At 58.3% G+C, this 24,801-nt stretch carries 23 protein-coding genes and 2 tRNA genes; 22 read left to right on the top strand and 3 right to left on the bottom strand.

The annotated features are described in order from the left end of the window. The first annotated feature begins 87 nt into the window (after window positions 1-87). The 3 genes from NTD85_RS27235 to NTD85_RS27225 are packed head-to-tail and all read left to right on the top strand — an operon-like array spanning window position 88 to window position 2,240. Window positions 88-1,491 carry a sodium-dependent transporter gene (locus NTD85_RS27235; RefSeq protein WP_262143706.1) on the top strand — a complete coding sequence of 468 codons (1,404 nt, stop codon included), beginning with the start codon at window positions 88-90 and terminating at the stop codon, window positions 1,489-1,491. 7 nt (window positions 1,492-1,498) lie between these two features. Further along, window positions 1,499-1,933, top strand: a complete 435-nt coding sequence (locus NTD85_RS27230) for a type II toxin-antitoxin system RatA family toxin (RefSeq protein WP_003221509.1) — start codon at window positions 1,499-1,501, stop codon at window positions 1,931-1,933. Further along, on the top strand, window positions 1,926-2,240 hold the full coding sequence (locus NTD85_RS27225; protein ID WP_103484337.1) for an RnfH family protein: 315 nt from the start codon (window positions 1,926-1,928) through the stop codon (window positions 2,238-2,240). Before NTD85_RS27230 ends, NTD85_RS27225 begins: the two co-directional genes overlap by 8 nt. Window positions 2,241-2,301: 61 nt before the next feature. On the opposite strand, the gene NTD85_RS27220 is transcribed toward NTD85_RS27225, so the two are convergent. Beyond that, a complete protein-coding gene (locus tag NTD85_RS27220; RefSeq protein ID WP_003221514.1) occupies window positions 2,302-2,829 on the bottom strand; it encodes an outer membrane protein assembly factor BamE in 528 nt (175 codons plus the stop codon). Window positions 2,830-2,926: 97 nt separating this feature from the next. Here NTD85_RS27220 and fur point away from each other — a divergent pair, with 97 nt between their 5' ends. Then, complete coding sequence (fur, locus tag NTD85_RS27215; protein WP_003221515.1) at window positions 2,927-3,331, top strand: ferric iron uptake transcriptional regulator; 405 nt, start codon at window positions 2,927-2,929, stop codon at window positions 3,329-3,331. A gap of 75 nt (window positions 3,332-3,406) precedes the next feature. Here fur and recN read toward each other — a convergent pair whose 3' ends face one another. After that, a complete protein-coding gene (gene recN, locus NTD85_RS27210; RefSeq protein WP_262143705.1) occupies window positions 3,407-5,080 on the bottom strand; it encodes a DNA repair protein RecN in 1,674 nt (557 codons plus the stop codon). A gap of 240 nt (window positions 5,081-5,320) precedes the next feature. Between recN and grpE the strand changes: the two genes are divergently transcribed. The 8 genes from grpE to NTD85_RS27170 all read left to right on the top strand — a co-directional run bounded on the left by grpE (window position 5,321) and on the right by NTD85_RS27170 (window position 15,792). After that, complete coding sequence (gene grpE, locus NTD85_RS27205; protein WP_007961425.1) at window positions 5,321-5,887, top strand: nucleotide exchange factor GrpE; 567 nt, start codon at window positions 5,321-5,323, stop codon at window positions 5,885-5,887. A gap of 102 nt (window positions 5,888-5,989) precedes the next feature. Next, window positions 5,990-7,906 carry a molecular chaperone DnaK gene (gene dnaK, locus NTD85_RS27200; RefSeq protein WP_003221521.1) on the top strand — a complete coding sequence of 639 codons (1,917 nt, stop codon included), beginning with the start codon at window positions 5,990-5,992 and terminating at the stop codon, window positions 7,904-7,906. A gap of 297 nt (window positions 7,907-8,203) precedes the next feature. Further along, a complete protein-coding gene (gene dnaJ, locus NTD85_RS27195; protein ID WP_003221522.1) occupies window positions 8,204-9,328 on the top strand; it encodes a molecular chaperone DnaJ in 1,125 nt (374 codons plus the stop codon). Between the two features lie 9 nt (window positions 9,329-9,337). Then, entirely contained in the window at window positions 9,338-10,144 is an 807-nt protein-coding gene (gene dapB / locus NTD85_RS27190; RefSeq protein ID WP_262143704.1) for a 4-hydroxy-tetrahydrodipicolinate reductase, read from the top strand. A 257-nt stretch (window positions 10,145-10,401) separates the two neighbouring features. Next, window positions 10,402-11,538: a glutamine-hydrolyzing carbamoyl-phosphate synthase small subunit gene (carA, locus tag NTD85_RS27185; RefSeq protein ID WP_027610776.1), complete on the top strand. Its 1,137-nt coding sequence runs from the start codon at window positions 10,402-10,404 to the stop codon at window positions 11,536-11,538. Between the two features lie 126 nt (window positions 11,539-11,664). Next, window positions 11,665-14,886: a carbamoyl-phosphate synthase large subunit gene (gene carB, locus NTD85_RS27180; RefSeq protein WP_007961429.1), complete on the top strand. Its 3,222-nt coding sequence runs from the start codon at window positions 11,665-11,667 to the stop codon at window positions 14,884-14,886. Further along, window positions 14,883-15,359, top strand: coding sequence for a transcription elongation factor GreA (gene greA / locus NTD85_RS27175; RefSeq protein WP_003221530.1), 477 nt, complete (start codon window positions 14,883-14,885; stop codon window positions 15,357-15,359). The genes carB and greA overlap by 4 nt, the downstream gene beginning before the upstream one ends. Window positions 15,360-15,387: 28 nt before the next feature. After that, on the top strand, window positions 15,388-15,792 hold the full coding sequence (locus NTD85_RS27170; protein WP_003221532.1) for a hypothetical protein: 405 nt from the start codon (window positions 15,388-15,390) through the stop codon (window positions 15,790-15,792). Window positions 15,793-15,801: 9 nt separating this feature from the next. On the opposite strand, the gene NTD85_RS27165 is transcribed toward NTD85_RS27170, so the two are convergent. Beyond that, complete coding sequence (locus tag NTD85_RS27165; RefSeq protein WP_003221534.1) at window positions 15,802-16,110, bottom strand: YhbY family RNA-binding protein; 309 nt, start codon at window positions 16,108-16,110, stop codon at window positions 15,802-15,804. Between the two features lie 101 nt (window positions 16,111-16,211). Here NTD85_RS27165 and rlmE point away from each other — a divergent pair, with 101 nt between their 5' ends. The 10 genes from rlmE (at window position 16,212) to nusA (ending at window position 24,785) form a co-directional block, all read left to right on the top strand. Continuing rightward, window positions 16,212-16,841, top strand: a complete 630-nt coding sequence (gene rlmE / locus NTD85_RS27160) for a 23S rRNA (uridine(2552)-2'-O)-methyltransferase RlmE (protein ID WP_003221536.1) — start codon at window positions 16,212-16,214, stop codon at window positions 16,839-16,841. 202 nt (window positions 16,842-17,043) lie between these two features. After that, complete coding sequence (gene ftsH / locus NTD85_RS27155; RefSeq protein WP_027610779.1) at window positions 17,044-18,951, top strand: ATP-dependent zinc metalloprotease FtsH; 1,908 nt, start codon at window positions 17,044-17,046, stop codon at window positions 18,949-18,951. Between the two features lie 8 nt (window positions 18,952-18,959). Next, window positions 18,960-19,811, top strand: coding sequence for a dihydropteroate synthase (folP, locus tag NTD85_RS27150; RefSeq protein WP_262143703.1), 852 nt, complete (start codon window positions 18,960-18,962; stop codon window positions 19,809-19,811). 16 nt (window positions 19,812-19,827) lie between these two features. Further along, the gene (gene glmM, locus NTD85_RS27145) at window positions 19,828-21,165 is read left to right on the top strand and encodes a phosphoglucosamine mutase (RefSeq protein ID WP_103519787.1); all 1,338 of its coding nucleotides are present in this window, start codon (window positions 19,828-19,830) and stop codon (window positions 21,163-21,165) included. A gap of 65 nt (window positions 21,166-21,230) precedes the next feature. Further along, window positions 21,231-21,986, top strand: coding sequence for a triose-phosphate isomerase (gene tpiA / locus NTD85_RS27140; RefSeq protein ID WP_003221542.1), 756 nt, complete (start codon window positions 21,231-21,233; stop codon window positions 21,984-21,986). A gap of 4 nt (window positions 21,987-21,990) precedes the next feature. Continuing rightward, window positions 21,991-22,377, top strand: a complete 387-nt coding sequence (gene secG / locus NTD85_RS27135; protein WP_045122288.1) for a preprotein translocase subunit SecG — start codon at window positions 21,991-21,993, stop codon at window positions 22,375-22,377. A 22-nt stretch (window positions 22,378-22,399) separates the two neighbouring features. Continuing rightward, a tRNA-Leu gene (locus NTD85_RS27130) sits at window positions 22,400-22,485 on the top strand. Between the two features lie 97 nt (window positions 22,486-22,582). Continuing rightward, window positions 22,583-22,659 (top strand) — tRNA-Met (locus NTD85_RS27125). A gap of 138 nt (window positions 22,660-22,797) precedes the next feature. After that, window positions 22,798-23,256, top strand: coding sequence for a ribosome maturation factor RimP (rimP, locus tag NTD85_RS27120; protein ID WP_007973115.1), 459 nt, complete (start codon window positions 22,798-22,800; stop codon window positions 23,254-23,256). A gap of 47 nt (window positions 23,257-23,303) precedes the next feature. Beyond that, window positions 23,304-24,785, top strand: coding sequence for a transcription termination factor NusA (nusA, locus tag NTD85_RS27115; RefSeq protein WP_003221546.1), 1,482 nt, complete (start codon window positions 23,304-23,306; stop codon window positions 24,783-24,785). Window positions 24,786-24,801 lie beyond the last annotated feature (16 nt).

The following is a 24,801-nucleotide window of genomic DNA, read 5'->3' as shown; positions in this document are numbered from 1 at the left end:
CGGCTACGGTGATGCTGCGTGCTTGAGCAGGTTGAGTGAATCCCGGACAATGCGGCCTCTTTTTCTAACGCTTGGGCGTGATATTCGATGTCGACAGACAAGGTTTCTGTCCACGGCAGTTGGGCTAGCCGCTGGGTTTTCATATTCGCCGCGACCGGTTCGGCCGTGGGACTGGGCAGCATCTGGAAATTCCCCTACATGGTCGGGGTCTACGGTGGCGGCGCCTTCGTGCTGATGTTTCTGGCCTGCATCGCCCTGATCGGGATTCCGGTCATGCTGGCTGAAACCCTGATCGGCCGCCGCGCGCGGCAGAGTCCGGCAAACGCCCTGAAGGTGCTGGCGCTGGAAGCCGGGCACTCGGGCAAGTGGTCGTGGGGCGCATTTGCCGGGATGATCACGGCGCTGCTGATCCTGTCTTTCTATAGTGTGGTCGGCGGCTGGTCGCTGGATTACATCATCGACATGGGACGCGGGGACTTCCAGGGCGCTACGGCGGATCAGGTCGGCGCTTATTTCGGCAATGTCATCTCCGATCCCTGGCGCCTGACACTTTGGCACACAGTTTTCATGCTGTTGTCGGCCGTGGTGATCGCCAAAGGCGTGGTTGCCGGGCTGGAACGCAGTCTGCGCATCATGATGCCGCTGCTGTTTGTGATGGTGCTGGTGCTGCTTGGTTACAGCATGACCACCGGGCATTTCATGGAAGGCGTGCATTTCATGTTCGATTTCCACCCGGAAAAAGTCCTCGATGGCTTGCTGCCCGCCATGGGGCACGCGTTCTTTTCCCTGAGCGTGGGCGTCGGTTCGATCATGATCTACGGCGCTTACATGACCAAGGAGGCCTCGCTGTCCGGCACCGTAGTCGGTGTCGCGCTGCTCGACACCTTCGTTTCGCTGGTGGCCGGTCTGGCATTGTTTCCGATTGTGTTCGCCGGCGGTTTGAACCCCAGCGAAGGCCCGGGGCTGATGTTCGTAAGTCTGCCATTTGCCTTTGGTAACGTGGTTTTTGGCCAGTTGATGGGTGTGGTGTTCTTTGTCCTGGTAGCAATTGCCGCCTGGAGTTCGGCGATTTCCCTGCTCGAACCGATGGTTGCCTATCTGGTTGAACGCACGAAAATCAGCCGTGGCTGGGTGACTTTCTGGCTGGCCTTCATCTGCTGGTTCGTTGGTCTGGGGACGGTTTTCTCCTTCAATATCTGGAAGGAAGCCAAATTTTTCGTGAACGAAGGCGGGCTGTTCCATCTCTACCAATGGGGTGCGGCGGGCGGTCTGGACTTCTTCGGCGTGATCGATTTCTTCACCTCGCGGATCATGTTGCCGCTCGGTGGCCTGTGTTTTGTGCTGTTTGCCGGTTGGGTGATGGGGCGTGATGCGGTGCGTGACGAGTTGTCGATTCGTAACCCGGCGCTGTTTTCCCTGTCCTTGTTCTTGATGCGCTACGTGGCGCCTATCGGCATTCTTGTAGTGTTTGCCGCTCAGCTCTGGAAGTAACGCTTACATGACGACACATATTCAACGTTCGGCGTTGCTGCCATACCCGGCGCAATTCCTCTACGACCTGGTCAACGACGTCGCGCGTTACCCGGAATTCCTGCCATGGTGCTCGTCCGCCGAGGTGCTGGAGAGCTCGCCCGAGCACATGCGCGCCAGCGTTGGCGTGGCCAAGGGCGGTCTCAGTCAGCACTTCGTGACGCGCAATACGCTGGTGCCGGGGCAGTCGATCGAGATGAACCTGGAAGAAGGCCCGTTCAATCAGTTGCATGGCGTCTGGGTGTTCAAGGCGTTGAACGAGAAGGCCTGCAAGATCAGTCTCGACCTGTCTTTCGACTATGCCGGGCCGCTGGTGCGCGCGACACTCGGCCCGCTGTTCAATCAGGCGGCCAATACGCTGGTGGATGCTTTCTGCCAGCGTGCCAAGCAGATGCATGGTTGAGCCGGTGATCGAGATCGAGGTGGTGTATGCCGCCGTGGATCGTCAGATCCTGCGCACTTTGAGCGTCCCTGAAGGGGCGACAGTGCGTGAGGCGGTGCTCAAGTCAGGTATCGGCGATGAATTTCCAGAGCTGGACCTGAACGAATGTCCGCTGGGGATCTTCGGCAAGGTGGTGGCTGACCCACAGGTTCGCTTGATTCAGGCGGGGGATCGCATCGAGATCTACCGGCCGTTACTGGCGGATCCGAAAGAGGTTCGGCGCTTGCGGGCGGCCAAGGCTGCCGAAGCCAAGGCGCGAAATCAGTAGGACGAGCAAATCGCAGGCAATAAAAAACCCGGAAATTCCGGGTTTTTTATTGCCTCGCCCATTACTGCGGCGAGGTGTCCAGCGGCTCAGGCGTCGGAACCGGAACGGTTTCAACACCATCCACGTCCTTCTGGATCGAATCCAGCAAGGAGCCAGGTTTGGCTGGTTGTTCCGGCTTCGGCTTCTCGGCGTTTTCAGCAGGGGCGGTCACGCTGGTGCCACTGTCCTTGCCGAGAATGGCTTCGTCACGGCTCACGCCCGGCATGAAGTCACCGGACAGGCTGACAAGCTGGTCGTTAGAGTTGAAAATAACACTCATGCGTTCCTGTTGGCGTTCACCGCCACCAGGTTGCAGGCTGTACAGATAATCCCAGCGATCGGCATGGAACGTGTCGGTCAGCAGAGGGTTACCCATGATAAACCGTACTTGCCGACGGGTCATTCCCGGGCGTAACTGGTCTATCATGTCCTGCGTGACGACATTGCCCTGCTGGATGTCGATTTTGTAAACCCCGGGGAATGAACAACCGGCGAGTGCGAGCAGTCCCACAAAGGTGAAACTGGTTAGCAAGAGCTTGGTGTTTTGCATCGGTGGGCGACTTCCACTATCTTGGCTGGGACAACGTAAACGCCGATCATACCCGCATTAAGAGAAGCTGCGAAGCAGCATCGCGAGAAAGCTGACCATGGTTGAAAATAGCGAACTACGCAAAGCCGGCCTCAAAGTGACCCTGCCACGGGTCAAGATCCTGCAAATGCTCGACTCTACCGAGCAGCGTCACATGAGTGCCGAGGACGTCTACAAGGCGTTGATGGAAGCGGGCGAGGACGTCGGTCTGGCCACGGTTTACCGTGTTCTGACCCAGTTCGAAGCCGCTGGCCTCGTGGTCCGTCACAACTTCGACGGTGGCCACGCGGTATTCGAATTGGCCGACGGTGGCCACCACGACCATATGGTCAACGTGGAAACCGGTGAAGTCGTCGAATTCGTCAGTCCGGAAATCGAAAAGCTCCAGAAGGCAATTGCCGAGGAGCACGGTGTTGATCTGGTAGATCACAATCTGGTGCTGTACGTACGCAAGAAAAAGTAAGCATGTCGCGCGAATTTCAGGTTCGCGAAACGAACGAAGGCGACCCAAGGGTCGCCTTCGTGCTTTCTGCTGCTCTTAAACTTTTGCGGTGACCACCATTTTTTTCGCGTGAGCCAAAGATTCCTTGGTCAGGTCGATGCCGCCCAGCATCCGCGCCACTTCTTCTATACGATCGTTCTTGCTCAGCTTGGACACGGCGGTGTGAGTCGCCTGCTCGCCCCGTACCTTGTGCACGAATAAATGCTGATGACCCTGCGCCGCCACTTGCGGCAAGTGCGTCACGGTCAGCACCTGCCCGCGATCGCCAAGACGTCGCAACAATTGGCCGACGATTTCGGCTGTCGGCCCGCCGATACCCACGTCCACTTCGTCGAATACCAGGGTTGGTACCCGTGAGGTCTGCGCGGTGATCACCTGAATCGCCAGGCTGATCCGCGACAGCTCGCCACCGGAGGCCACTTTGGCCAGCGCTTTCAGCGGCTGACCGGGGTTGGCACTGACCAGCAGCTCGACTTGCTCCAGGCCGTTGGGTAGCAATTCGTCACTGCTGTTGGCGCGCAATTCGATGGTGAAGCGACCGCCGGGCATGCCCAGGCGCTGGATTTCCTGTTCCACGGCGCTGGCGAGGCTGCCGGCGGCTTGATGGCGCAAGTCGCTCAGCTCGCGGGCTTTTTCTTGATAGTGGCGTGCGTAGGAAGCCAGCTCTTCACCCAGACGCTCGATGGATTCGTCATTGGCGTTGAGGGTTTCGATCTCATCCAGCAACTTTTGCTGCAGCTCGGCGACTTCGGTTGGCTGGATCCGGTGCTTGCGGGCCAGGGTGTAAATCGCGTCGAGGCGTTCTTCCAGATATTGCAGGCGCGCCGGATCGGCATCGAAGTTGTCGAGGAAGCGATTGAGTTCGCCCACGGCTTCTTCGACCTGGATCTGCGCGCTGGTCAGCAGGCTGCTGGCTTCGCCCAGTGCGCCCACCGAGTTGTTCACGCTCGACAGACGGTTGAGGCTGGCGGTCAGTGCATTCAGTACGTTGCCGGAATCGCTTTCGCTGCATTGTTCGACCACTTGTCGGCAAATGCCGAGCAGGGTTTCGGCATTGGTCAGGTTTTTGTGTTCCTGCTCCAGCTGTTCCAGCTCGTGTTCGCCGAGGCCGAGGTTTTCCAGTTCTTCGAGCTGGTAGCTGAGCAGTTGGTGGCGCGCGCGTTGTTCGTCGCCGGAGTTGGAGAGACGCTCCAGCTCCTGGCGAGTCTGGCGCCAGCGCTGCGCAGCCAGTTGAACTTGGCGGGCCAGATCGGTGGCACCGGCGTATTCATCAAGCAGGCGGCGATGGGTATCGGTTTTCAGCAGGGACTGGTGTTCGTGCTGGCTGTGGATATCGATCAGCAGTTCGCCGAGAGCCTTGAGATCGCCGAGCGGGCAGGGCGTGCCATTGATATAGCCACGCGAACGGCCTTCGGCGGTGATCACCCGGCGCAGGATGCACGGGCCGTCGTTTTCCAGGTCGCGCTCGGCCAGCCAGGCATGGGCTTCGGGAATGTCGACCAGATCGAAGGTGGCCAGAATGTCGGCCTTGTCGGCGCCTGGGCGAACCACGCCGCTGTCGGCGCGATCGCCCAGGGTCAGGCCCAGGGCGTCGAGCATGATCGACTTGCCGGCGCCGGTTTCCCCTGTGATCACGCTCATCCCGCGATCGAGTTCGAGATCGAGATGTTCAACGATGGCGTAGTTGTGTACGGACAGGTGCACCAGCATAAAGGCCGCTCCCAGGCTTTAGGTCTGGTTATTTATACAGTGTTTTGTTTCAGGCTGACAATGCCCTTGCTTAGCTCGATTTGCTTGATCCGATCAGATGCTTAGTCCGAGCGGGAATGACAATGCAGCACTTTTTTGTAGGGTTAATCATTGCAGGCCCTTGAAGCCTGATTTTGCGGCCCCATATATCGGGGCAGAAGCGCGAGTACAGCTCGCGGACGTAATTGAAAGGAGAATTCTATGGCTGACGAACAGACAGTAGATACGCAAAATCCAGAAGCCAATCAGGCGCCCGAAACTTCGGGTGACGACCTGGCGACCCGTGTACAAGTGCTCGAAGAGCAGTTGGCCGCCGCGCAGGATCAGTCGCTGCGCGTAGCTGCCGATCTGCAGAACGTCCGCCGTCGTGCCGAGCAGGATGTCGAGAAGGCGCACAAGTTTGCGCTGGAAAAATTCGCCGGTGACCTGCTGCCGATCGTCGACAGCCTGGAGCGCGGCCTCGAGCTGTCGAGCCCGGACGACGAAAGCATCCGTCCGATGCGCGAAGGCATCGAGCTGACCCTGAAAATGTTCCACGACACCCTCAAGCGTTATCAGCTTGAAGCGATCGATCCGCATGGCGAACCGTTCAACGCTGTTCACCATCAGGCGATGGCCATGCAGGAAAGCGCCGACGTAGAACCGAACAGCGTTCTGAAGGTGTTCCAGAAGGGCTACCAGCTCAATGGTCGCCTGTTGCGTCCGGCCATGGTTGTGGTCAGCAAGGCGCCGGCGCCAATTTCGCCTTCGATTGACGAGAAGGCTTGAAATTAGCTGCAAGGCCCCCATTTAGAAGTCAAGCGTTTAAGTATTACCGCAGTTAGCCACCACTGCTGCGGCAACAAAATCCAAAGTTTCGGGAGAGTGAACATGGGCAAAATTATCGGTATCGACCTGGGGACTACCAACTCCTGCGTCTCCGTGCTGGAAAACGGCGTAGCCAAAGTTATCGAAAACGCCGAAGGCGCGCGTACCACGCCGTCGATCATCGCTTACGCCAACGATGGTGAAATCCTCGTTGGTCAGTCGGCCAAGCGTCAGGCAGTGACCAACCCGCACAACACCCTGTACGCGGTGAAGCGTCTGATCGGTCGCAAGTTCGACGAAGAAGTCGTACAGAAAGACATCAAGATGGTCCCGTACAAAATCGCCAAGGCTGACAACGGCGATGCCTGGGTTGAAGTGAACGGCCAGAAAATGGCGCCGCCACAAATCTCGGCTGAAATCCTGAAGAAGATGAAGAAGACCGCCGAAGACTACCTCGGCGAGCCAGTGACCGAAGCGGTGATCACCGTTCCGGCCTACTTCAACGACAGCCAGCGTCAGGCGACCAAAGACGCCGGCCGCATCGCCGGTCTGGACGTTAAACGTATCATCAACGAACCAACCGCAGCTGCTCTGGCTTACGGTATGGACAAGGCCAAGGGCGATCACACCGTGATCGTTTACGACCTGGGTGGCGGTACTTTCGACGTGTCCGTGATCGAGATCGCTGAAGTTGACGGCGAGCACCAGTTCGAAGTGTTGGCCACCAACGGTGACACCTTCCTCGGCGGTGAGGACTTCGACATTCGTCTGATCGACTACCTCGTTGACGAATTCAAGAAAGAAAGCGGCATGAACCTCAAAGGTGACCCGCTGGCCATGCAGCGCCTGAAAGAAGCCGCTGAGAAAGCCAAGATCGAGCTGTCGTCCGCTCAGTCGACCGACGTCAACCTGCCGTACATCACTGCAGACGCCACCGGTCCTAAGCACCTGAACGTGAAGATTTCGCGTGCCAAGCTCGAAGCACTGGTTGAAGACCTGGTTCAGCGCACCATCGAGCCTTGCCGTATCGCCATGAAAGACGCCGGTATCGATGTTGGCGCGATCAACGACGTGATTCTGGTCGGCGGTCAGACCCGTATGCCGCTGGTACAGAAGCTGGTGACCGATTTCTTCGGTAAAGAAGCACGTAAAGACGTGAACCCAGACGAAGCGGTTGCCATGGGTGCTGCGATTCAGGGCGCCGTTCTGGCCGGTGACGTGAAAGACGTTCTGCTGCTCGACGTCAGCCCGCTGACCCTGGGTATCGAAACCATGGGTGGCGTGATGACCGCGCTGATCGAGAAAAACACCACGATTCCTACCAAGAAATCGCAAGTGTTCTCGACTGCCGACGACAACCAGGGCGCCGTGACCATTCACGTCCTGCAAGGTGAGCGTAAGCAAGCTGCACAGAACAAATCGCTGGGCAAGTTCGACCTGGCCGACATTCCACCAGCTCCACGTGGCGTGCCGCAGATCGAAGTGACCTTCGACATCGACGCTAACGGCATCCTGCACGTTGGCGCGAAAGACAAGGCGACCGGCAAAGAGCAGAAGATCACCATCAAGGCCAACTCCGGTCTGTCGGATGAAGAAATTCAGAAGATGGTTCGCGATGCCGAGCTGAACGCCGAGGAAGACCGCAAGTTCGCTGAGCTGGCTGAATCCCGTAACAAGGGTGACGCACTGGTTCACTCGACTCGCAAAATGGTTACCGAAGCGGGCGACAAGGTCAGCGCTGAAGAGAAGACCGCGATCGAAGCCGCTGTGGTTGCACTGGAAGCCGCTGTGAAAGGCGACGACAAGGCTGCCATCGAAGCGAAGATCGAAGAGCTGTCGAAAGTCTCGGCTCCGGTTGCTCAGAAGATGTACGCCGAACAGGCTCAGCCTGCTGAAGGCGCGGCGCCGCACGACGAGAAAGCTGAAAAGGCTGACGATGTCGTTGATGCCGAGTTCGAAGAAGTCAAAGACCACAAGTAAGTTGTTGGTCGCCCGGTTGACTGCCTTGCGGCGGTGACTGGTAGGATGTCGCCGCGCGGGAGCTTGCTCCCGCGTTGGCGTATCTGGAATACACGAATTTTTACAGCATGCGACAAGGTTCGCTTGCTGCTGGTATGGCCGGGAATGCTCCTGCTTTTCGCGCTGCAAGTACCAAACGAAGCAAAGACCAGGATCGTTGAATTGACGTGAGTTGGGTCCGGGCCTGTATTGGGGCTCAACGAGTTTGGCCATCCTCAGGAGGGGTTTGCCGGACGTCCTCAAGAGTGCAAAAGAATTATGGCAAAGCGTGACTATTACGAAGTATTGGGTGTCGAGCGTGGTTCAAGCGATGCAGACCTGAAGAAGGCCTATCGTCGTCTGGCGATGAAGCATCACCCGGACCGTAATCCCGATGACAAAGCGTCGGAAGAACTGTTCAAAGAGGCCAACGAGGCCTACGAAGTATTGTCCGATTCGAGCAAGCGCGCGGCGTACGACCAGTACGGTCATGCCGGTGTCGACCCAAGCATGGGTGGCGGTGGCGCCGGCTTCGGTGGGCAGAACTTCTCGGACATCTTTGGCGATGTCTTCAGTGACTTCTTCGGTGGCGGTCGTGGCGGTTCCCGTGGCGGCGCCCAGCGTGGCAGCGATCTGCGCTACACCCTGGAGCTGAACCTGGAAGAAGCGGTGCGCGGCACTACCGTGAATATCCGCGTTCCGACACTGGTCAATTGCAAGCCATGCGATGGTTCCGGCGCGAAGAAAGGCTCGTCGCCATCGACCTGCCCGACCTGCGGCGGCATCGGTCAGGTGCGCATGCAGCAGGGCTTCTTCTCGGTGCAGCAGACCTGCCCGCGTTGCCATGGCCAGGGCAAGATCATTTCCGATCCGTGCGATTCCTGCCACGGCGATGGTCGCGTCGAAGAGTACAAGACCCTGTCGGTGAAAGTGCCGGCTGGCGTCGATACCGGCGACCGCATTCGTCTGTCCGGCGAAGGCGAAGCGGGTACTCAAGGTGGCCCGACTGGCGACTTGTACGTGGTGATCAACGTACGCGAGCACGACATCTTCCAGCGCGATGGCAAACACCTGTTCTGCGAAGTGCCGATCAGCTTCGTTGATGCGGCGCTCGGTGGTGAACTGGAAATCCCGACCCTCGACGGTCGCGTCAAACTGAAAATCCCTGAAGGTACCCAGACCGGCAAGCAGTTCCGCGTACGCGGCAAAGGCGTGGCGCCAGTGCGTGGCGGTGGTGCGGGCGATCTGATGTGCCGTGTAGCGGTCGAGACGCCAGTCAATCTGAATCGTCGTCAGCGCGAATTGCTCGAAGAGTTCCGCAGCTCGCTGGCGGACGACAACAGTCACTCGCCGAAAACCACCGGTTGGTTCGATGGTGTGAAGCGCTTCTTCGGCGATCTGTAAGGAGTTGGCATGCGACGTATAGCTGTGATGGGCGCCGCCGGGCGCATGGGCAAGATTCTGGTCGAGGCCGTGCAACAGCGCGCGCCACTGACCGGCCTGACCGCGGCGATCGTTCGTCCCGGCAGTACGCTGATCGGAGTGGACGCCGGTGAGCTGGCTTCGCTGGGTCGCATCGGTGTGCCGTTGTCCGGCAATCTCGAATCGGTGGCTGAAGAGTTCGATGTGCTGATCGACTTTACCTTGCCGGAAGTCATGCTGAAAAACCTCGCGTTCTGTCGCAAGGCTGGCAAGGCCATGGTCATCGGCACCACTGGGCTCGACGCTGCGCAGAAGCAATTGCTGGCCGAGGCGGGCAAGGATATTCCGATCGTGTTCGCGGCCAACTTCAGTGTCGGGGTCAACCTGTCGCTGAAGCTGCTCGAAATGACCGCTCGGGTGCTGGGCGATGATGCGGACATCGAGATCATCGAGGCGCATCACCGGCACAAGATCGATGCGCCTTCGGGCACTGCCCTGCGCATGGGTGAGGTGATTGCCGATGCGCTGGATCGTGATCTGCACAAGGTCGCGGTCTATGGTCGTGAAGGCCATACCGGTGCACGCGAGCGGGAAACCATCGGTTTCGCTACCGTGCGTGGTGGTGATGTGGTCGGCGATCACACCGTGCTGTTCGCTTGCGAAGGCGAGCGCCTGGAGATCACGCACAAGGCTTCCAGTCGCATGACATTCGCCAAGGGTGCGGTGCGTGCGGCGTTGTGGCTGGATGGTCGCGAGCCGGGTCTGTACGACATGCAGGACGTGCTCGACCTGCATTGATTGACTGCTTTACCCAGCGCAAACGCCCGGTTTGCGCTGGTTTTTCTACACCGCGCGACGGCCTGTCGCATTCTCCGGCCTTTTAGGCTCTTTAGCGGTGGACCAAAAAAGCCTTTTTCTGTAAGCTACAGCTTTAGTGTGTCCACTAAAAGCGCGCAGAATAATTCAGTGAAGAAGCGGGGTGACGTGTCCATACGTCACTCCGCTTTTTTACAACCTGCGATTGCCCTTTCATGCGTTATTTACGGGAGGTCTTCTTGACTAAGCCAGCCATACTCGCCCTTGCTGATGGCAGCATTTTTCGCGGCGAAGCCATTGGAGCCGACGGTCAAACCGTTGGTGAGGTGGTGTTCAACACCGCAATGACCGGCTATCAGGAAATCCTTACCGATCCTTCCTACGCCCAGCAGATCGTTACCCTGACTTACCCGCACATCGGCAACACCGGCACCACGCCGGAAGACGCCGAGTCTGACCGCGTATGGTCCGCTGGCCTGGTGATCCGTGACCTGCCGCTGGTAGCGAGCAACTGGCGTAACACGATGTCCCTGTCCGACTACCTGAAAGCCAACAACGTTGTGGCAATCGCTGGTATCGATACTCGTCGCCTGACCCGCATCCTGCGTGAAAAAGGCGCACAGAACGGCTGCATCATGGCCGGCGACAACATCTCCGAAGAAGCTGCAATTGCCGCCGCGCAAGGCTTCCCGGGCCTGAAGGGCATGGATCTGGCGAAAGTCGTCAGCACCAAGGAAAAGTACGAATGGCGCTCCACTGTCTGGGACTTGAAGACCGACAGCCACGCGACCATCGAAGCCTCCGAGCTGCCATACCACGTGGTTGCCTACGACTACGGCGTCAAACTGAACATCCTGCGCATGCTGGTCGAGCGCGGTTGCCGCGTGACCGTGGTGCCGGCGCAAACCCCGGCGGCCGACGTACTGGCACTCAAGCCGGACGGCGTGTTCCTGTCCAACGGCCCTGGTGACCCGGAGCCTTGCGACTACGCGATCAAGGCGATCAAGGAAGTGCTGGAAACCGAAATTCCGGTCTTCGGCATCTGCCTTGGTCACCAGTTGCTGGCTCTGGCCTCCGGCGCCAAGACCCTGAAAATGGGCCATGGCCACCACGGTGCCAACCACCCGGTGCAGGATCTGGACACTGGCGTCGTGATGATCACCAGCCAGAACCACGGTTTCGCGGTTGACGAAGCGACCCTGCCGGCCAACGTGCGTGCGATCCACAAATCGCTGTTCGACGGCACCCTGCAAGGTATCGAGCGCACCGACAAGAGCGCGTTCAGCTTCCAGGGCCACCCTGAAGCGAGCCCGGGCCCGAACGATGTGGCACCCCTGTTCGACCGCTTCATCAACGAGATGGCCAAGCGACGCTAAGCGTTCGCCTTGAGACTGTAGCGAGAAGCCCTCGAGGGCGGCCCCGACACCGGTGGCGCCCCTCAGGGCTTCAGAAAACGATCAAGACGGCTTGCCGACTGACCTGCGGATTTGAGTGACAAACCCATGCCAAAACGTACAGACATTAAAAGCATCCTGATTCTCGGCGCTGGCCCGATCGTTATCGGCCAGGCCTGCGAATTCGACTACTCCGGCGCCCAGGCCTGCAAGGCCCTGCGCGAGGAGGGTTACCGCGTCATCCTGGTGAACTCCAACCCGGCCACCATCATGACCGACCCGGACATGGCTGACGCCACGTACATCGAGCCGATCAAGTGGCAGACCGTGGCCAAGATCATCGAAAAAGAGCGTCCGGATGCGGTGCTGCCAACCATGGGCGGCCAGACTGCACTGAACTGCGCCCTGGATCTGGAGCGCGAAGGCGTTCTGGAGAAATTCGGCGTGGAGATGATCGGCGCCAACGCCGACACCATCGACAAGGCTGAAGACCGTTCGCGTTTCGACAAGGCCATGAAGTCGATCGGCCTGGAATGCCCGCGTTCCGGTATCGCCCACAGCATGGAAGAGGCCAACGCCGTCCTCGAGCGTCTGGGGTTCCCGTGCATCATCCGTCCGTCCTTCACCATGGGCGGCACCGGTGGCGGTATCGCGTACAACCGTGAAGAGTTCGAAGAAATCTGCGCCCGCGGTCTGGACCTGTCGCCGACCAAAGAGTTGCTGATCGACGAATCGCTGATCGGCTGGAAAGAATACGAAATGGAAGTTGTCCGCGACAAAAAGGACAACTGCATCATCGTCTGCTCGATCGAAAACTTCGATCCGATGGGCGTGCACACCGGTGACTCGATCACCGTGGCTCCGGCACAGACCCTGACCGACAAGGAATACCAGATCCTGCGTAACGCCTCGCTGGCGGTACTGCGTGAGATCGGCGTCGAGACCGGCGGTTCCAACGTGCAGTTCGGCATCTGCCCGGACACCGGCCGCATGGTCGTGATCGAGATGAACCCGCGTGTATCGCGTTCCTCGGCACTGGCTTCGAAAGCCACCGGTTTCCCGATCGCCAAAGTCGCGGCCAAACTGGCGGTGGGCTACACCCTCGACGAACTGTCGAACGACATCACCGGCGGCAAGACCCCGGCGTCCTTCGAGCCGTCGATCGACTACGTCGTGACCAAGCTGCCACGTTTCGCTTTCGAGAAATTCGCCAACGCTGACGCACGCCTGACCACTCAAATGAAGTCGGTCGGTGAAGTCATGGCCATCGGCCGTACCTTCCAGGAATCCCTGCAGAAAGCCCTGCGCGGTCTGGAAGTCGGTGTCTGCGGTCTGGACGAGAAGCTCGACCTGAGCAATCCGGAAAGCATGAGCATCCTCAAGCGCGAGCTGACCGTGCCGGGCGCCGAGCGTATCTGGTACGTGGCGGACGCCTTCCGCGCCGGCATGACCGTCGAAGACATCTTCGGCATGAACATGATCGACCCGTGGTTCCTGGTGCAGATCGAAGATCTGATCAAGGACGAAGAGAAGGTCAAGACCCTCGGTCTGTCCGCCATCGACCGCGACCTGATGTTCAAACTCAAGCGCAAAGGCTTCTCCGATCAGCGTCTGGCAAAACTGCTGGGTGTGACCGAGAAGAATCTGCGTACTCACCGTCAAAAACTGGAAGTGTTCCCGGTCTACAAGCGCGTTGACACCTGCGCCGCCGAGTTCGCCACCGACACCGCTTACCTCTACTCGACTTACGAGGAAGAGTGCGAAGCCGCGCCGTCCGGTCGCGACAAGATCATGATTCTGGGTGGCGGTCCGAACCGTATCGGCCAGGGCATCGAGTTCGACTACTGCTGCGTACACGCGGCCCTCGCACTGCGCGAAGACGGCTACGAAACCATCATGGTCAACTGCAACCCGGAAACCGTTTCCACCGACTACGACACTTCCGACCGTCTGTATTTCGAGCCGGTAACCCTGGAAGACGTGCTGGAAATCTGCCGCGTCGAGAAGCCGAAAGGCGTGATCGTCCAGTACGGCGGCCAGACGCCGCTGAAACTGGCGCGTGCTCTGGAGGCCGCTGGCGTGCCGATCATCGGCACCAGCCCTGACGCCATCGACCGTGCCGAAGACCGTGAGCGCTTCCAGCAAATGGTCGAGCGCCTGAACCTGCGTCAGCCGCCAAACGCCACCGTGCGCAGCGAAGACGAAGCTGTTCGTGCTGCCGCGAAAATCGGTTATCCGCTGGTGGTGCGCCCGTCCTACGTACTGGGCGGCCGCGCGATGGAAATCGTTTACAAGGAAGACGAACTCAAGCGCTACCTGCGTGATGCGGTGCAAGTCTCCAACGACAGCCCGGTGCTGCTCGACCACTTCCTCAACTGCGCCATCGAGATGGACGTGGATGCGGTCTGCGACGGCAAAGACGTGGTGATCGGCGCGATCATGCAGCACATCGAACAGGCGGGCGTTCACTCCGGTGACTCCGCGTGCTCGCTGCCGCCTTACTCGCTGCCGGCGCACATTCAGGACGAGATGCGCGAACAGGTCAAGAAAATGGCCCTGGAACTGGGCGTTGTCGGCCTGATGAACGTGCAACTGGCGCTGCAGGGCGAAGACATCTACGTCATCGAAGTCAACCCGCGCGCTTCGCGTACCGTACCGTTCGTGTCCAAGTGCATCGGTGTTTCCCTGGCAATGATCGCTGCTCGCGTCATGGCCGGTAAGACCCTGAAGGAAATCGGCTTCACCAAGGAAATCATCCCGAACTTCTACAGCGTGAAAGAGGCGGTGTTCCCGTTCGCCAAATTCCCTGGCGTTGACCCGATCCTCGGCCCAGAGATGAAGTCCACTGGTGAAGTGATGGGCGTCGGCGACACCTTCGGTGAAGCATTCGCCAAGGCCCAGATGGGCGCGAGCGAAGTGCTGCCGACCGGCGGTACCGCGTTCATCAGCGTGCGTGACGATGACAAGCCGCTGGTTGCAGGCGTGGCCCGTGATCTGATCAACTTGGGCTTCGAAGTGGTCGCCACTGCCGGTACTGCCAAGCTGATCGAAGCCGCAGGCCTGAAAGTGCGCCGTGTGAACAAGGTGACCGAGGGTCGTCCGCACGTGGTCGACATGATCAAGAATGACGAAGTCACCCTGATCATCAACACCACCGAAGGCCGTCAGTCGATCGCTGATTCCTACTCCATTCGTCGTAATGCCCTGCAGCACAAGATCTACTGCACCACCACCATTGCTGCGGGCGAGGCTATCTGTGAAGCGCTGAAGTTCGGTCCCGAGAAGACCGTGCGCCGCTTGCAGGATTTACACGCAGGATTGAAGGCATGATCAAATACCCAATGACCGTCCAGGGCGCGAAAGCCCTGGAAGAAGAACACGCTCATCTGACCAAGGTCGTTCGTCCGAAACTCAGCCAGGACATCGGTACGGCTCGCGAGTTGGGTGACCTGAAGGAAAACGCTGAATACCATGCCGCCCGCGAACAGCAAGGCATGGTCGAGGCGCGGATCCGTGACATTGAAGGCCGGATCCAGAATCAGGTCATCATCGATGTCACGACCATTCCGCACACCGGCAAAGTGATCTTCGGTACTACCGTCGAGATCGCCAACGTCGAGACGGATGAGAGCGTCACTTACCACATCGTCGGTGAGGATGAGGCTGACTTCAAACTCGGCAAGATTTCGGTAGGCTCGCCTCTGGCCCGCGCCTTGATCGGCAAGGAAGAGGGCGATGTGGTCGCAGTGAAAACGCCAAGCGGCGTTATCGAGTACGAGATTGTCGAAGTCCGTCACATCTGAAGGCAGGCGCCCGCTACGTGCGGGCGCCATGCTTTGGCAGCTGACCCAGATGTTGTGGGTCGGCGGCTTCTGGCTGATTCATCTCGGTTTGCGAGCGGTGTTGGGCAAGATTGGCCTGGCACCATTGCTGATCGATGAGATTGCCGATGCGTTCGAAGTGCCGGTGGTGAGTTTTGCCGCCGCATGCGTGATCTTTCAGGCTTTGGTGCTGGTACAGGCCGAGGGCCTTGCCAGTCTATGGCGGGACTTTCGTGGACAGGTGTTGCTGATGGCGTTGTATGCGTGTGCGATGTTTGTCGCCGTGCGTGTCGGCTGGCCGCAAGCGCAGCGCTGGCAGGAGTTCAGTTTTCTGGTGTTGGGCTTTTCCGGTCTGGTGCTGGTGTTGCAACCGGTTCCGGGATGGAGTGGGAGGGTGCGCGAAGCACACCCTTGACCCTTGTCATCACTTGAAGCGATGAACGTTCGACAGCTGCTTGTTGACGCTGAAGTTCTTGCGATAAACCAGTGCCATCTTGCCGATGACCTGAACCAGGTCCGCTTTGCCGACCTTGCACAGTTCTGCAATGTGCGCCAGGCGCGACTCGCGGTCGAGGATGTTGAGCTTGATCTTGATCAGCTCATGATCCGCCAATGCGCGTTCGAGTTCGGCTAACACACCTTCAGTCAAACCGTTGTCAGCCACAGTCAAAACTGGTTTCAGATGGTGGCCAATGGATTTGTACTGTTTCTTCTGCTCTGGAGTGAGCGGCATAATCTGACCCTTTCGTCTGGATTCTGTAAAATGGCGGCCATTTTACCCGAGGGTTCGTGGATCCGCCCAATTAATCACGACCCTTATTATCGAGGTGCCCAATGGCGCGTTCCAAGACAAGCCTTGGTTGGCTGAAACGACATGTCAACGATCCTTATGTGAAGCAGGCGCAGAAGGATGGCTACCGCTCGCGTGCGAGTTACAAGCTTCTGGAGATCCAGGAGAAATACAAGCTGATCCGTTCCGGCATGAGCGTTGTCGACCTGGGCGCGGCGCCCGGCGGCTGGTCGCAGGTCACCAGCCGGTTGATCGGCGGTCAGGGCCGTCTGATCGCGTCGGACATCCTGGAAATGGACAGCATCCCGGACGTGACTTTCATCCAGGGTGACTTCACCGAGGACGAAGTGCTCGCGCGGATCCTTGAAGCCGTGGGTAATTCGCAGGTGGACCTTGTGATTTCCGATATGGCCCCCAATATGAGTGGTACGCCTGAAGTAGACATGCCGAAAGCCATGTTCCTTTGTGAGCTGGCGCTTGATCTGGCGGAGCGGATACTCAAGCCGGGCGGTAATTTCGTGATCAAGATTTTTCAGGGCGAAGGTTTCGATGTTTACCTGAAGGATGCTCGCAAGAAATTCGACAAGATCCAGATGATCAAGCCGGATTCGTCCCGTGGCAGCTCCCGCGAGCAATATATGCTGGCTTGGGGCTACCGCGGCGGCAACGAGTAAAACGAGTTTTTTGGCCGGGGTGATAGGTTTTTCGTATTTTGCCCCGCGTGCATAAGCGAATATTGTGTAGAAAGTGTTTCACAAAGGGTTACAGACGGCGCCTGCCAGAGTTGTAGGTAATGTAGTAAGTTAGGCCGGTGAATATCATGCGAAGCGCGCGCCAGTAGCGGAGCTTGCTTCAGAGGGTAGTTAATTGAACGATATGGCAAAGAATCTGATCCTGTGGTTGATCATCGCGGCAGTCCTCGTGACGGTGATGAACAACTTCTCCAGCCCTAACGAGCCGCAGACCCTCAACTATTCCGACTTCATCCAGCAGGTCAAGGATGGCAAGGTCGAGCGCGTAGCCGTTGACGGCTATGTGATTACCGGCAAACGCAACGATGGTGACAGCTTCAAGACCATTCGTCCGGCGATCCAGGACAATGGCCTGATCGGCGATCTGGTCGACAATCACGTTGTGGTTGAAGGCAAGCAGCCTGAACAGCAAAGCATCTGGACTCAACTCCTGGTGGCCAGCTTCCCGATCCTGGTGATCATTGCGGTGTTCATGTTCTTCATGCGCCAGATGCAGGGTGGCGCCGGGGGCAAGGGTGGACCGATGAGCTTCGGCAAGAGCAAGGCGCGCCTGCTCTCCGAAGATCAGGTGAAAACCACCCTGGCTGACGTTGCGGGTTGCGACGAAGCCAAGGAAGAAGTCGGCGAGCTGGTTGAGTTCCTGCGTGATCCGGGCAAGTTCCAGCGCCTGGGCGGTCGTATCCCTCGCGGTGTGCTGATGGTCGGTCCTCCGGGTACCGGTAAGACCTTGCTGGCCAAGGCGATTGCCGGCGAAGCGAAGGTACCGTTCTTCACTATTTCCGGTTCCGACTTCGTTGAAATGTTCGTGGGTGTCGGCGCAAGCCGCGTTCGTGACATGTTCGAGCAGGCCAAGAAGCACGCACCGTGCATCATCTTCATCGACGAAATCGACGCCGTCGGTCGCCACCGTGGCGCCGGCATGGGCGGTGGTCACGACGAGCGCGAGCAGACTCTCAACCAGTTGCTGGTGGAGATGGATGGCTTCGAAATGAATGACGGCATCATCGTGATTGCGGCGACCAACCGTCCTGACGTACTCGACCCTGCGCTGCTGCGTCCGGGCCGTTTCGACCGTCAGGTGGTTGTAGGTTTGCCGGACATCCGTGGTCGCGAGCAGATCCTCAAGGTTCACATGCGCAAAGTGCCAATGGGCGACGACGTTGCTCCGGCCGTTATCGCACGCGGTACCCCGGGCTTCTCCGGTGCGGACCTGGCCAACCTGGTCAACGAGGCTTCGCTGTTCGCTGCACGCAGCGGCAAGCGCATCGTTGAAATGAAAGAATTCGAACTGGCCAAAGACAAGATCATGATGGGCGCCGAGCGCAAGTCGATGGTCATGTCCGAGAAAGAAAAACAGAACACCGCTTATCACGAAGCTGGCCACGCCATTGTTGGTCGCGTCGTGCCTGAGCATGATCCGGTCTACAAGGTCTCGATCATTCCGCGTGGTCGTGCGCTGGGTGTGACCATGTTCCTGCCGGAAGAAGATCGCTACAGTCTGTCCAAGCGTGCGCTGATCAGTCAGATCTGCTCGCTGTACGGCGGCCGTATCGCCGAAGAAATGACTCTAGGTTTCGACGGTGTGACCACCGGCGCTTCCAACGACATCATGCGTGCCAGTCAGATTGCGCGGAACATGGTGACCAAGTGGGGCCTGTCGGAAAAACTCGGTCCGCTGATGTACGCCGAAGAAGAGGGCGAAGTGTTCCTCGGTCGCGGTGGTGGCGGTCAGAATGCCAGCTTCTCCGGTGAGACCGCCAAGCTGATCGACTCCGAAGTGCGTAGCATCATCGATCAGTGCTACGGCACGGCCAAGCAGATCCTCACGGACAACCGTGACAAGCTGGATGCCATGGCCGATGCGCTGATGAAGTACGAAACCATCGATGCCGAGCAGATCGACGACATCATGGCGGGTCGTACGCCTCGCGAACCGCGTGACTGGACAGGTGGCACCGGTACGCCTCCGCCTCCAGTGATCCAGGATGAGCGTCCGGAAACACCGATCGGCGGTCCGGCTGCTGACGTTTAAGGTTTGAAATGACTTCTGCACAGTCCCTGACCCGGTTGCCTTGCGGCAACCGGGTTCTTGATTTGGCCCGGACGCATGTCATGGGCATTCTCAATGTCACTCCCGATTCCTTTTCCGATGGCGGCCGCTACAGTCAGCTCGACGTGGCCTTGCGTCACGCCGAAGCCATGGTGGCTGCTGGCGCGACGCTGATTGATGTCGGCGGTGAGTCGACCAGGCCCGGCGCTCGAGCGGTTTCGCCGCTGGAAGAGCTGGAGCGCGTAGCTCCGATCGTGGAGCTGATCAATCGCGAGCTGGATGTGGTGATCTCGGTTGATACTTCGACACCTGCAGTGATGCGCGAAACTGCGCGGCTCGGTGCCGGGTTGATCAATGACGTGCGCTCGCTGCGCCGTGATGGTGCGCTGGATGCCGCTGCGGCGACCGGGTTGCCGGTATGTCTGATGCACATGCTCGGTGAGCCAGGTGACATGCAGGACAGTCCGCACTATCAGGACGTTACCCGGGAAGTGGGTGAGTTTCTGGCCGAGCGCATGGCTCAATGTGCGGCGGCGGGTATTCCTGCCGAGCGGATCATTCTTGATCCCGGTTTCGGTTTCGCCAAAACCCTGCAGCACAATCTAAGCTTGTTCAAGCATATGGAAGCCCTGCATGCGCTGGGGCGTCCGCTATTGGTCGGTGTCTCACGCAAAAGCATGATTGGCCAGGCGCTGAATCGTCCGGTGGGCGAGCGTCTGCATGGTGGTCTGGCACTCGCGGCACTGGCGTCGGTGAAAGGAGCGCGTATATTGCGCGTCCATGATGTGGCGGAAACGGTAGACGTGGTGCGTATGCTCGCGGCCGTGGAATCAGCCGAATAAGAATGATGGAGCACTTATGAGCAAGAAATACTTTGGTACTGACGGTATTCGTGGTCGTGTCGGTGAATATCCGATCACTCCGGACTTCATGCTCAAGCTCGGCTGGGCGGCTGGCATGGCTTTTCGCAAGATGGGCGCCTGCAAGGTACTGGTCGGCAAGGACACGCGAATTTCCGGCTACATGTTCGAGTCGGCGCTTGAAGCGGGCCTGACTTCGGCAGGTGCCGATGTGATGCTGCTGGGGCCGATGCCGACGCCGGCTATCGCCTACCTGTCGCGTACTTTCCAGGCCGAAGCCGGGATCGTGATCAGCGCTTCGCACAACCCGCATGACGATAACGGTATCAAGTTCTTCTCCGGCAAGGGCACCAAGTTGCCTGATGAGCTGGAGTTGATGATTGAAGAGTTGCTCGATACCCCGATGGCTGTGGTTGAGTCGAGCAAGATCGGCAAGGTGTCGCGCATTAACGACGCGTCGGGTCGTTACATCGAGTTCTGCAAAAGCAGTGTGCCCACCGGCACCAGTTTTTCCGGCCTGAAAATCGTGATCGACTGCGCAAACGGTGCGACCTACAAGGTTGCTCCAAGCGTCTTTCGAGAGCTGGGTGCGGAAGTTGTAGTGCTTTCAGCTCAGCCCAATGGCCTGAACATCAATGACAATTGCGGTTCGACCCATATGGGGTCGTTGCAGGCTGCTGTATTGGCTGAGCACGCTGATCTGGGTATCGCCTTCGATGGCGACGGTGATCGGGTGTTGATGGTCGATCACACTGGCGCCATCGTCGATGGTGACGAGCTGCTGTTCATCATTGCGCGCGATCTGCACGAGCGTGGCAAGTTGCAGGGTGGCGTGGTCGGTACTCTGATGAGCAACCTGGGTCTTGAGCTCGCGTTGGCGGATCTCTCGATTCCGTTCATTCGAGCGAATGTCGGTGATCGCTATGTGATCGCCGAGCTGCTGGAGCGCAACTGGCTGGTAGGTGGTGAGAATTCGGGCCACATCGTCTGCTTCAATCACACCACAACAGGTGATGCGATCATTGCTGCGTTGCAGGTGTTGATGGCATTGAAAGCCCGCAATGAAGGTCTTGCGCAAACGCGTCAGGTCTTGCGCAAGTGCCCTCAGGTGCTGATCAATGTGCGTTTCGGTGGTGGCGAGAGCCCGCTTGAGCATCCGGCTGTCAAGGAAGCCAGTGCGCGGGTAACCCAGGCGATGGCGGGTCGAGGTCGTGTGCTTCTGCGCAAGTCCGGCACAGAGCCGCTGGTGCGTGTGATGGTCGAAGGCGAGGATGAAACTCAGGTTCGCAGCTATGCCGAAGAACTGGCAAAACTGGTAAGTGAAGTTTCTGCCTGATTCGGCTTGCCAGCCATGATTGTGTTGGGTAACATCTGCGCCCACTTTGACCGACGAGGTACAGCATGCGTCGCCCTATGGTAGCTGGTAACTGGAAGATGCACGGTACCCGCGCCAGCGTCGCTGAGCTGATCAACGGCCTTCGTCATCTGGCCTTGCCAAGCGGTGTTGATGTCGCGGTATTCCCGCCTTGCTTGCATATCAATCAAGTGATTGATGGCTTGAAAGGTAAATCGATTTCGGTCGGTGCGCAGAATTCTGCGGTGGAATCCATGCAAGGTGCATTGACCGGTGAAATTGCACCGAGTCAGTTGGTGGATGCAGGTTGTTCCCTGGTGCTTGTCGGGCACTCCGAACGCCGCCAGATAATGGGCGAGCGAGACGGGATGCTGAATCGCAAGTTCGCAGCGGCACAGGCATGTGGCTTGATTCCGGTGTTGTGTGTAGGGGAGACCCTCGAGCAGCGCGAAGCCGGAAAAACTCTTGAGGTTGTCGGGCGTCAGCTGGGCAGCATCATCGAGGAGCTGGGTGTAGGTGCCTTTGCCAATGCAGTTATTGCTTACGAGCCTGTCTGGGCCATTGGTACCGGACTGACTGCAACGCCGCAACAGGCTCAGGATGTGCACAAAGCCATTCGCGAGCAGTTGGCGGCAGAGAATTCTGAAGTCGCACGAGGTGTGCGGCTTCTATACGGCGGCAGCGTGAAGGCGGCCAATGCGGTCGAACTGTTCGGCATGCCGGATATCGATGGGGGGCTCATTGGTGGAGCTTCCCTGAATGCAGATGAGTTCGGTGCGATTTGTCGCGCCGCGGGAAACTGAAAAAATGCTGGAAACAGTCGTAGTCGTTTTTCATCTGCTGGGTGCATTGGGCGTAGTTGCTCTGGTTTTGCTGCAGCAGGGTAAGGGTGCGGACGCTGGCGCGTCTTTCGGAGCAGGTGCTTCAAATACTGTGTTCGGAAGCCAAGGTTCCTCTACCTTTCTTAGTAAGTTTACTGCTATACTTGCCGCCGGTTTCTTCATAACCAGCCTGGGGTTAGGTTACTTTGCTAAAGAGAAAGCTCATCAGCTGACTCAAGCAGGTTTGCCAGATCCAGCAGTGTTGGAAGTACCTAAGCAACAAAAACCGGCTTCTGATGATGTCCCGGTGCTTCAAGAGCAAAAGTCGGCTACTCCAGCGACTGACGTACCTCCAGCTCAAGAGCAGAAGTAAGAAGGGTTTCAAACGTAGTTTTGCCGAGGTGGTGGAATTGGTAGACACGCAACCTTGAGGTGGTTGTGCCCATAGGGTGTAGGGGTTCGAGTCCCCTTCTCGGTACCAATTAGTCAGGAGAGCCCGCTGTTGCGGGCTTTCTTGCAGGTGGAAGGTTACATTGACCCTATAAGGGATCGGTCGTATACTTCCGCCCCAGCTTTGTCGCGGGGTGGAGCAGTCTGGTAGCTCGTCGGGCTCATAACCCGAAGGTCGTCGGTTCAAATCCGGCCCCCGCAACCAGTTTAAGGAGCCCCTTTTCAGGGGCTTTTTGTTAGCTGGATACTTTCTGCGCCGCTGTTCGACGGCGTTTCAAGGATGGGCGTTTCGCCCATTTTTTTATTTTGCAGCGCATGCATTTACATGCACGAGGGGGTTCAGGTGTCGAGCAAGCTAGAAGAGTTGCAGGCCTTGTTGGCCCCGGTGGTCGTGGCCCTAGGCTATGAATGCTGGGGTATCGAGTTTTCGGCTCAAGGTCGTCACTCGATGTTGCGTGTTTATATCGATAAAGAGGGTGGCGTGCTGGTGGACGATTGCGCCATTGTCAGCCGTCAGATCAGCGGTGTCCTGGATGTTGAAGATCCGATCTCCGTTGAATACACCCTCGAAGTTTCCTCGCCTGGCATGGAACGCCCACTGTTCACTCTTGAGCAGTTTGCAAAATTTGCCGGTGAACAAGTGAAGATCAAGCTGCGCTCGCCTTTCGAAGGTCGACGCAACTTTCAGGGCCTTCTGCGCGGTGTAGAAGAACAGGACGTCGTGGTGCAGGTAGAAGACCATGAGTTCCTGTTGCCGATCGATATGATCGACAAGGCCAACATTATTCCCAGTTTTGACTGAGACGCGGATCCCGCGGATCCAATGGCTTGCGAAAGGCGAGGCGTACGATGAGCAAAGAAGTACTGCTGGTTGTTGAGTCGGTATCCAATGAAAAGGGCGTACCGGCAAGCGTGATTTTTGAAGCGCTGGAGCTGGCTCTGGCCACTGCTACCAAAAAGCGTTTTGAAGACGAAGTTGACCTGCGTGTGGAGATCAATCGCCACACCGGTTCCTATGAGACTTTCCGTCGCTGGACAGTCGTCGAAGAGAATGACCTCGACGATCCTGCGATCGAAACCTGGCCAAGCAAGGTTGCCGAAACGCATCCGGGTGCCAAGGTCGGCGACGTCGTCGAAGAAAAGATCGAATCCATCGAGTTCGGCCGCATTGCTGCACAGACTGCCAAGCAAGTCATTGTGCAGAAAGTGCGTGAAGCCGAGCGCGCTCAAGTGGTCGACGCCTATCGCGAGCGCCTGGGAGAAATCATCTCCGGCACCGTGAAGAAAGTCACCCGCGACAACGTGATCGTCGATCTGGGCAACAACGCCGAAGCGTTGCTGGCCCGTGAAGACATCATTTCTCGCGAAACCTTCCGTGTCGGTGTGCGTCTGCGTGCACTGCTCAAGGAAATCCGCACCGAGAACCGCGGCCCGCAGCTGATCCTGTCGCGCACCGCGCCGGAAATGCTGATCGAGTTGTTCCGCATCGAAGTGCCGGAAATCGCTGAAGGCCTGATCGAAGTAATGGCAGCGTCCCGTGATCCGGGTTCGCGTGCCAAGATCGCTGTCCGTTCCAAGGACAAGCGCATCGACCCGCAGGGCGCGTGCATCGGTATGCGCGGTTCGCGCGTCCAGGCCGTGTCGGGCGAGTTGGGTGGCGAGCGTGTCGATATCGTCCTGTGGGACGATAACCCGGCGCAGTTCGTGATCAATGCTATGTCGCCGGCAGAAGTGGCGGCCATTATCGTTGACGAAGATGCCCATGCAATGGACATCGCCGTTGGCGCAGACAATCTGGCTCAGGCCATCGGTCGGGGTGGTCAGAACGTGCGTCTGGCGAGCCAGTTGACTGGCTGGACCCTGAACGTGATGACCGAATCGGACATCCAGGCTAAGCAGCAAGCAGAAACCGGCGACATCCTGCGCAACTTCATCGACGAGCTGGAAGTCGACGAAGAACTGGCTCAGGTGCTGGTAGATGAAGGCTTCACCAGCCTGGAAGAGATTGCCTACGTACCGTTGGAAGAAATGCTCAACATCGACGGCTTTGACGAAGATATCGTCAACGAGCTTCGCGCTCGTGCCAAGGATCGTTTGTTGACCAAAGCCATCGCTACTGAGGAAAAGCTGGCAGACGCCCATCCGGCCGAAGACCTGCTCTCGCTTGAGGGTATGGACAAGGATTTGGCGATGGAACTGGCGGTGCGCGGCGTAATTACCCGCGAAGACCTGGCCGAGCAGTCTATTGACGACCTGCTCGACATCGACGGCATTGACGATGATCGTGCCGGCAAGTTGATCATGGCCGCCCGAGCCCACTGGTTCGAGTAATTAGGCGCGGCCTGAG

It is taken from the genome of Pseudomonas sp. 13B_3.2_Bac1, from assembly GCF_025466205.1.
In the GTDB taxonomy this organism is placed as follows: Bacteria; Pseudomonadota; Gammaproteobacteria; order Pseudomonadales; family Pseudomonadaceae; genus Aquipseudomonas; species Aquipseudomonas fluorescens_H.
The sequence above is the reverse complement of the archived record's forward strand: the minus strand, read 5'-3'. Positions and strand labels throughout refer to the sequence as shown.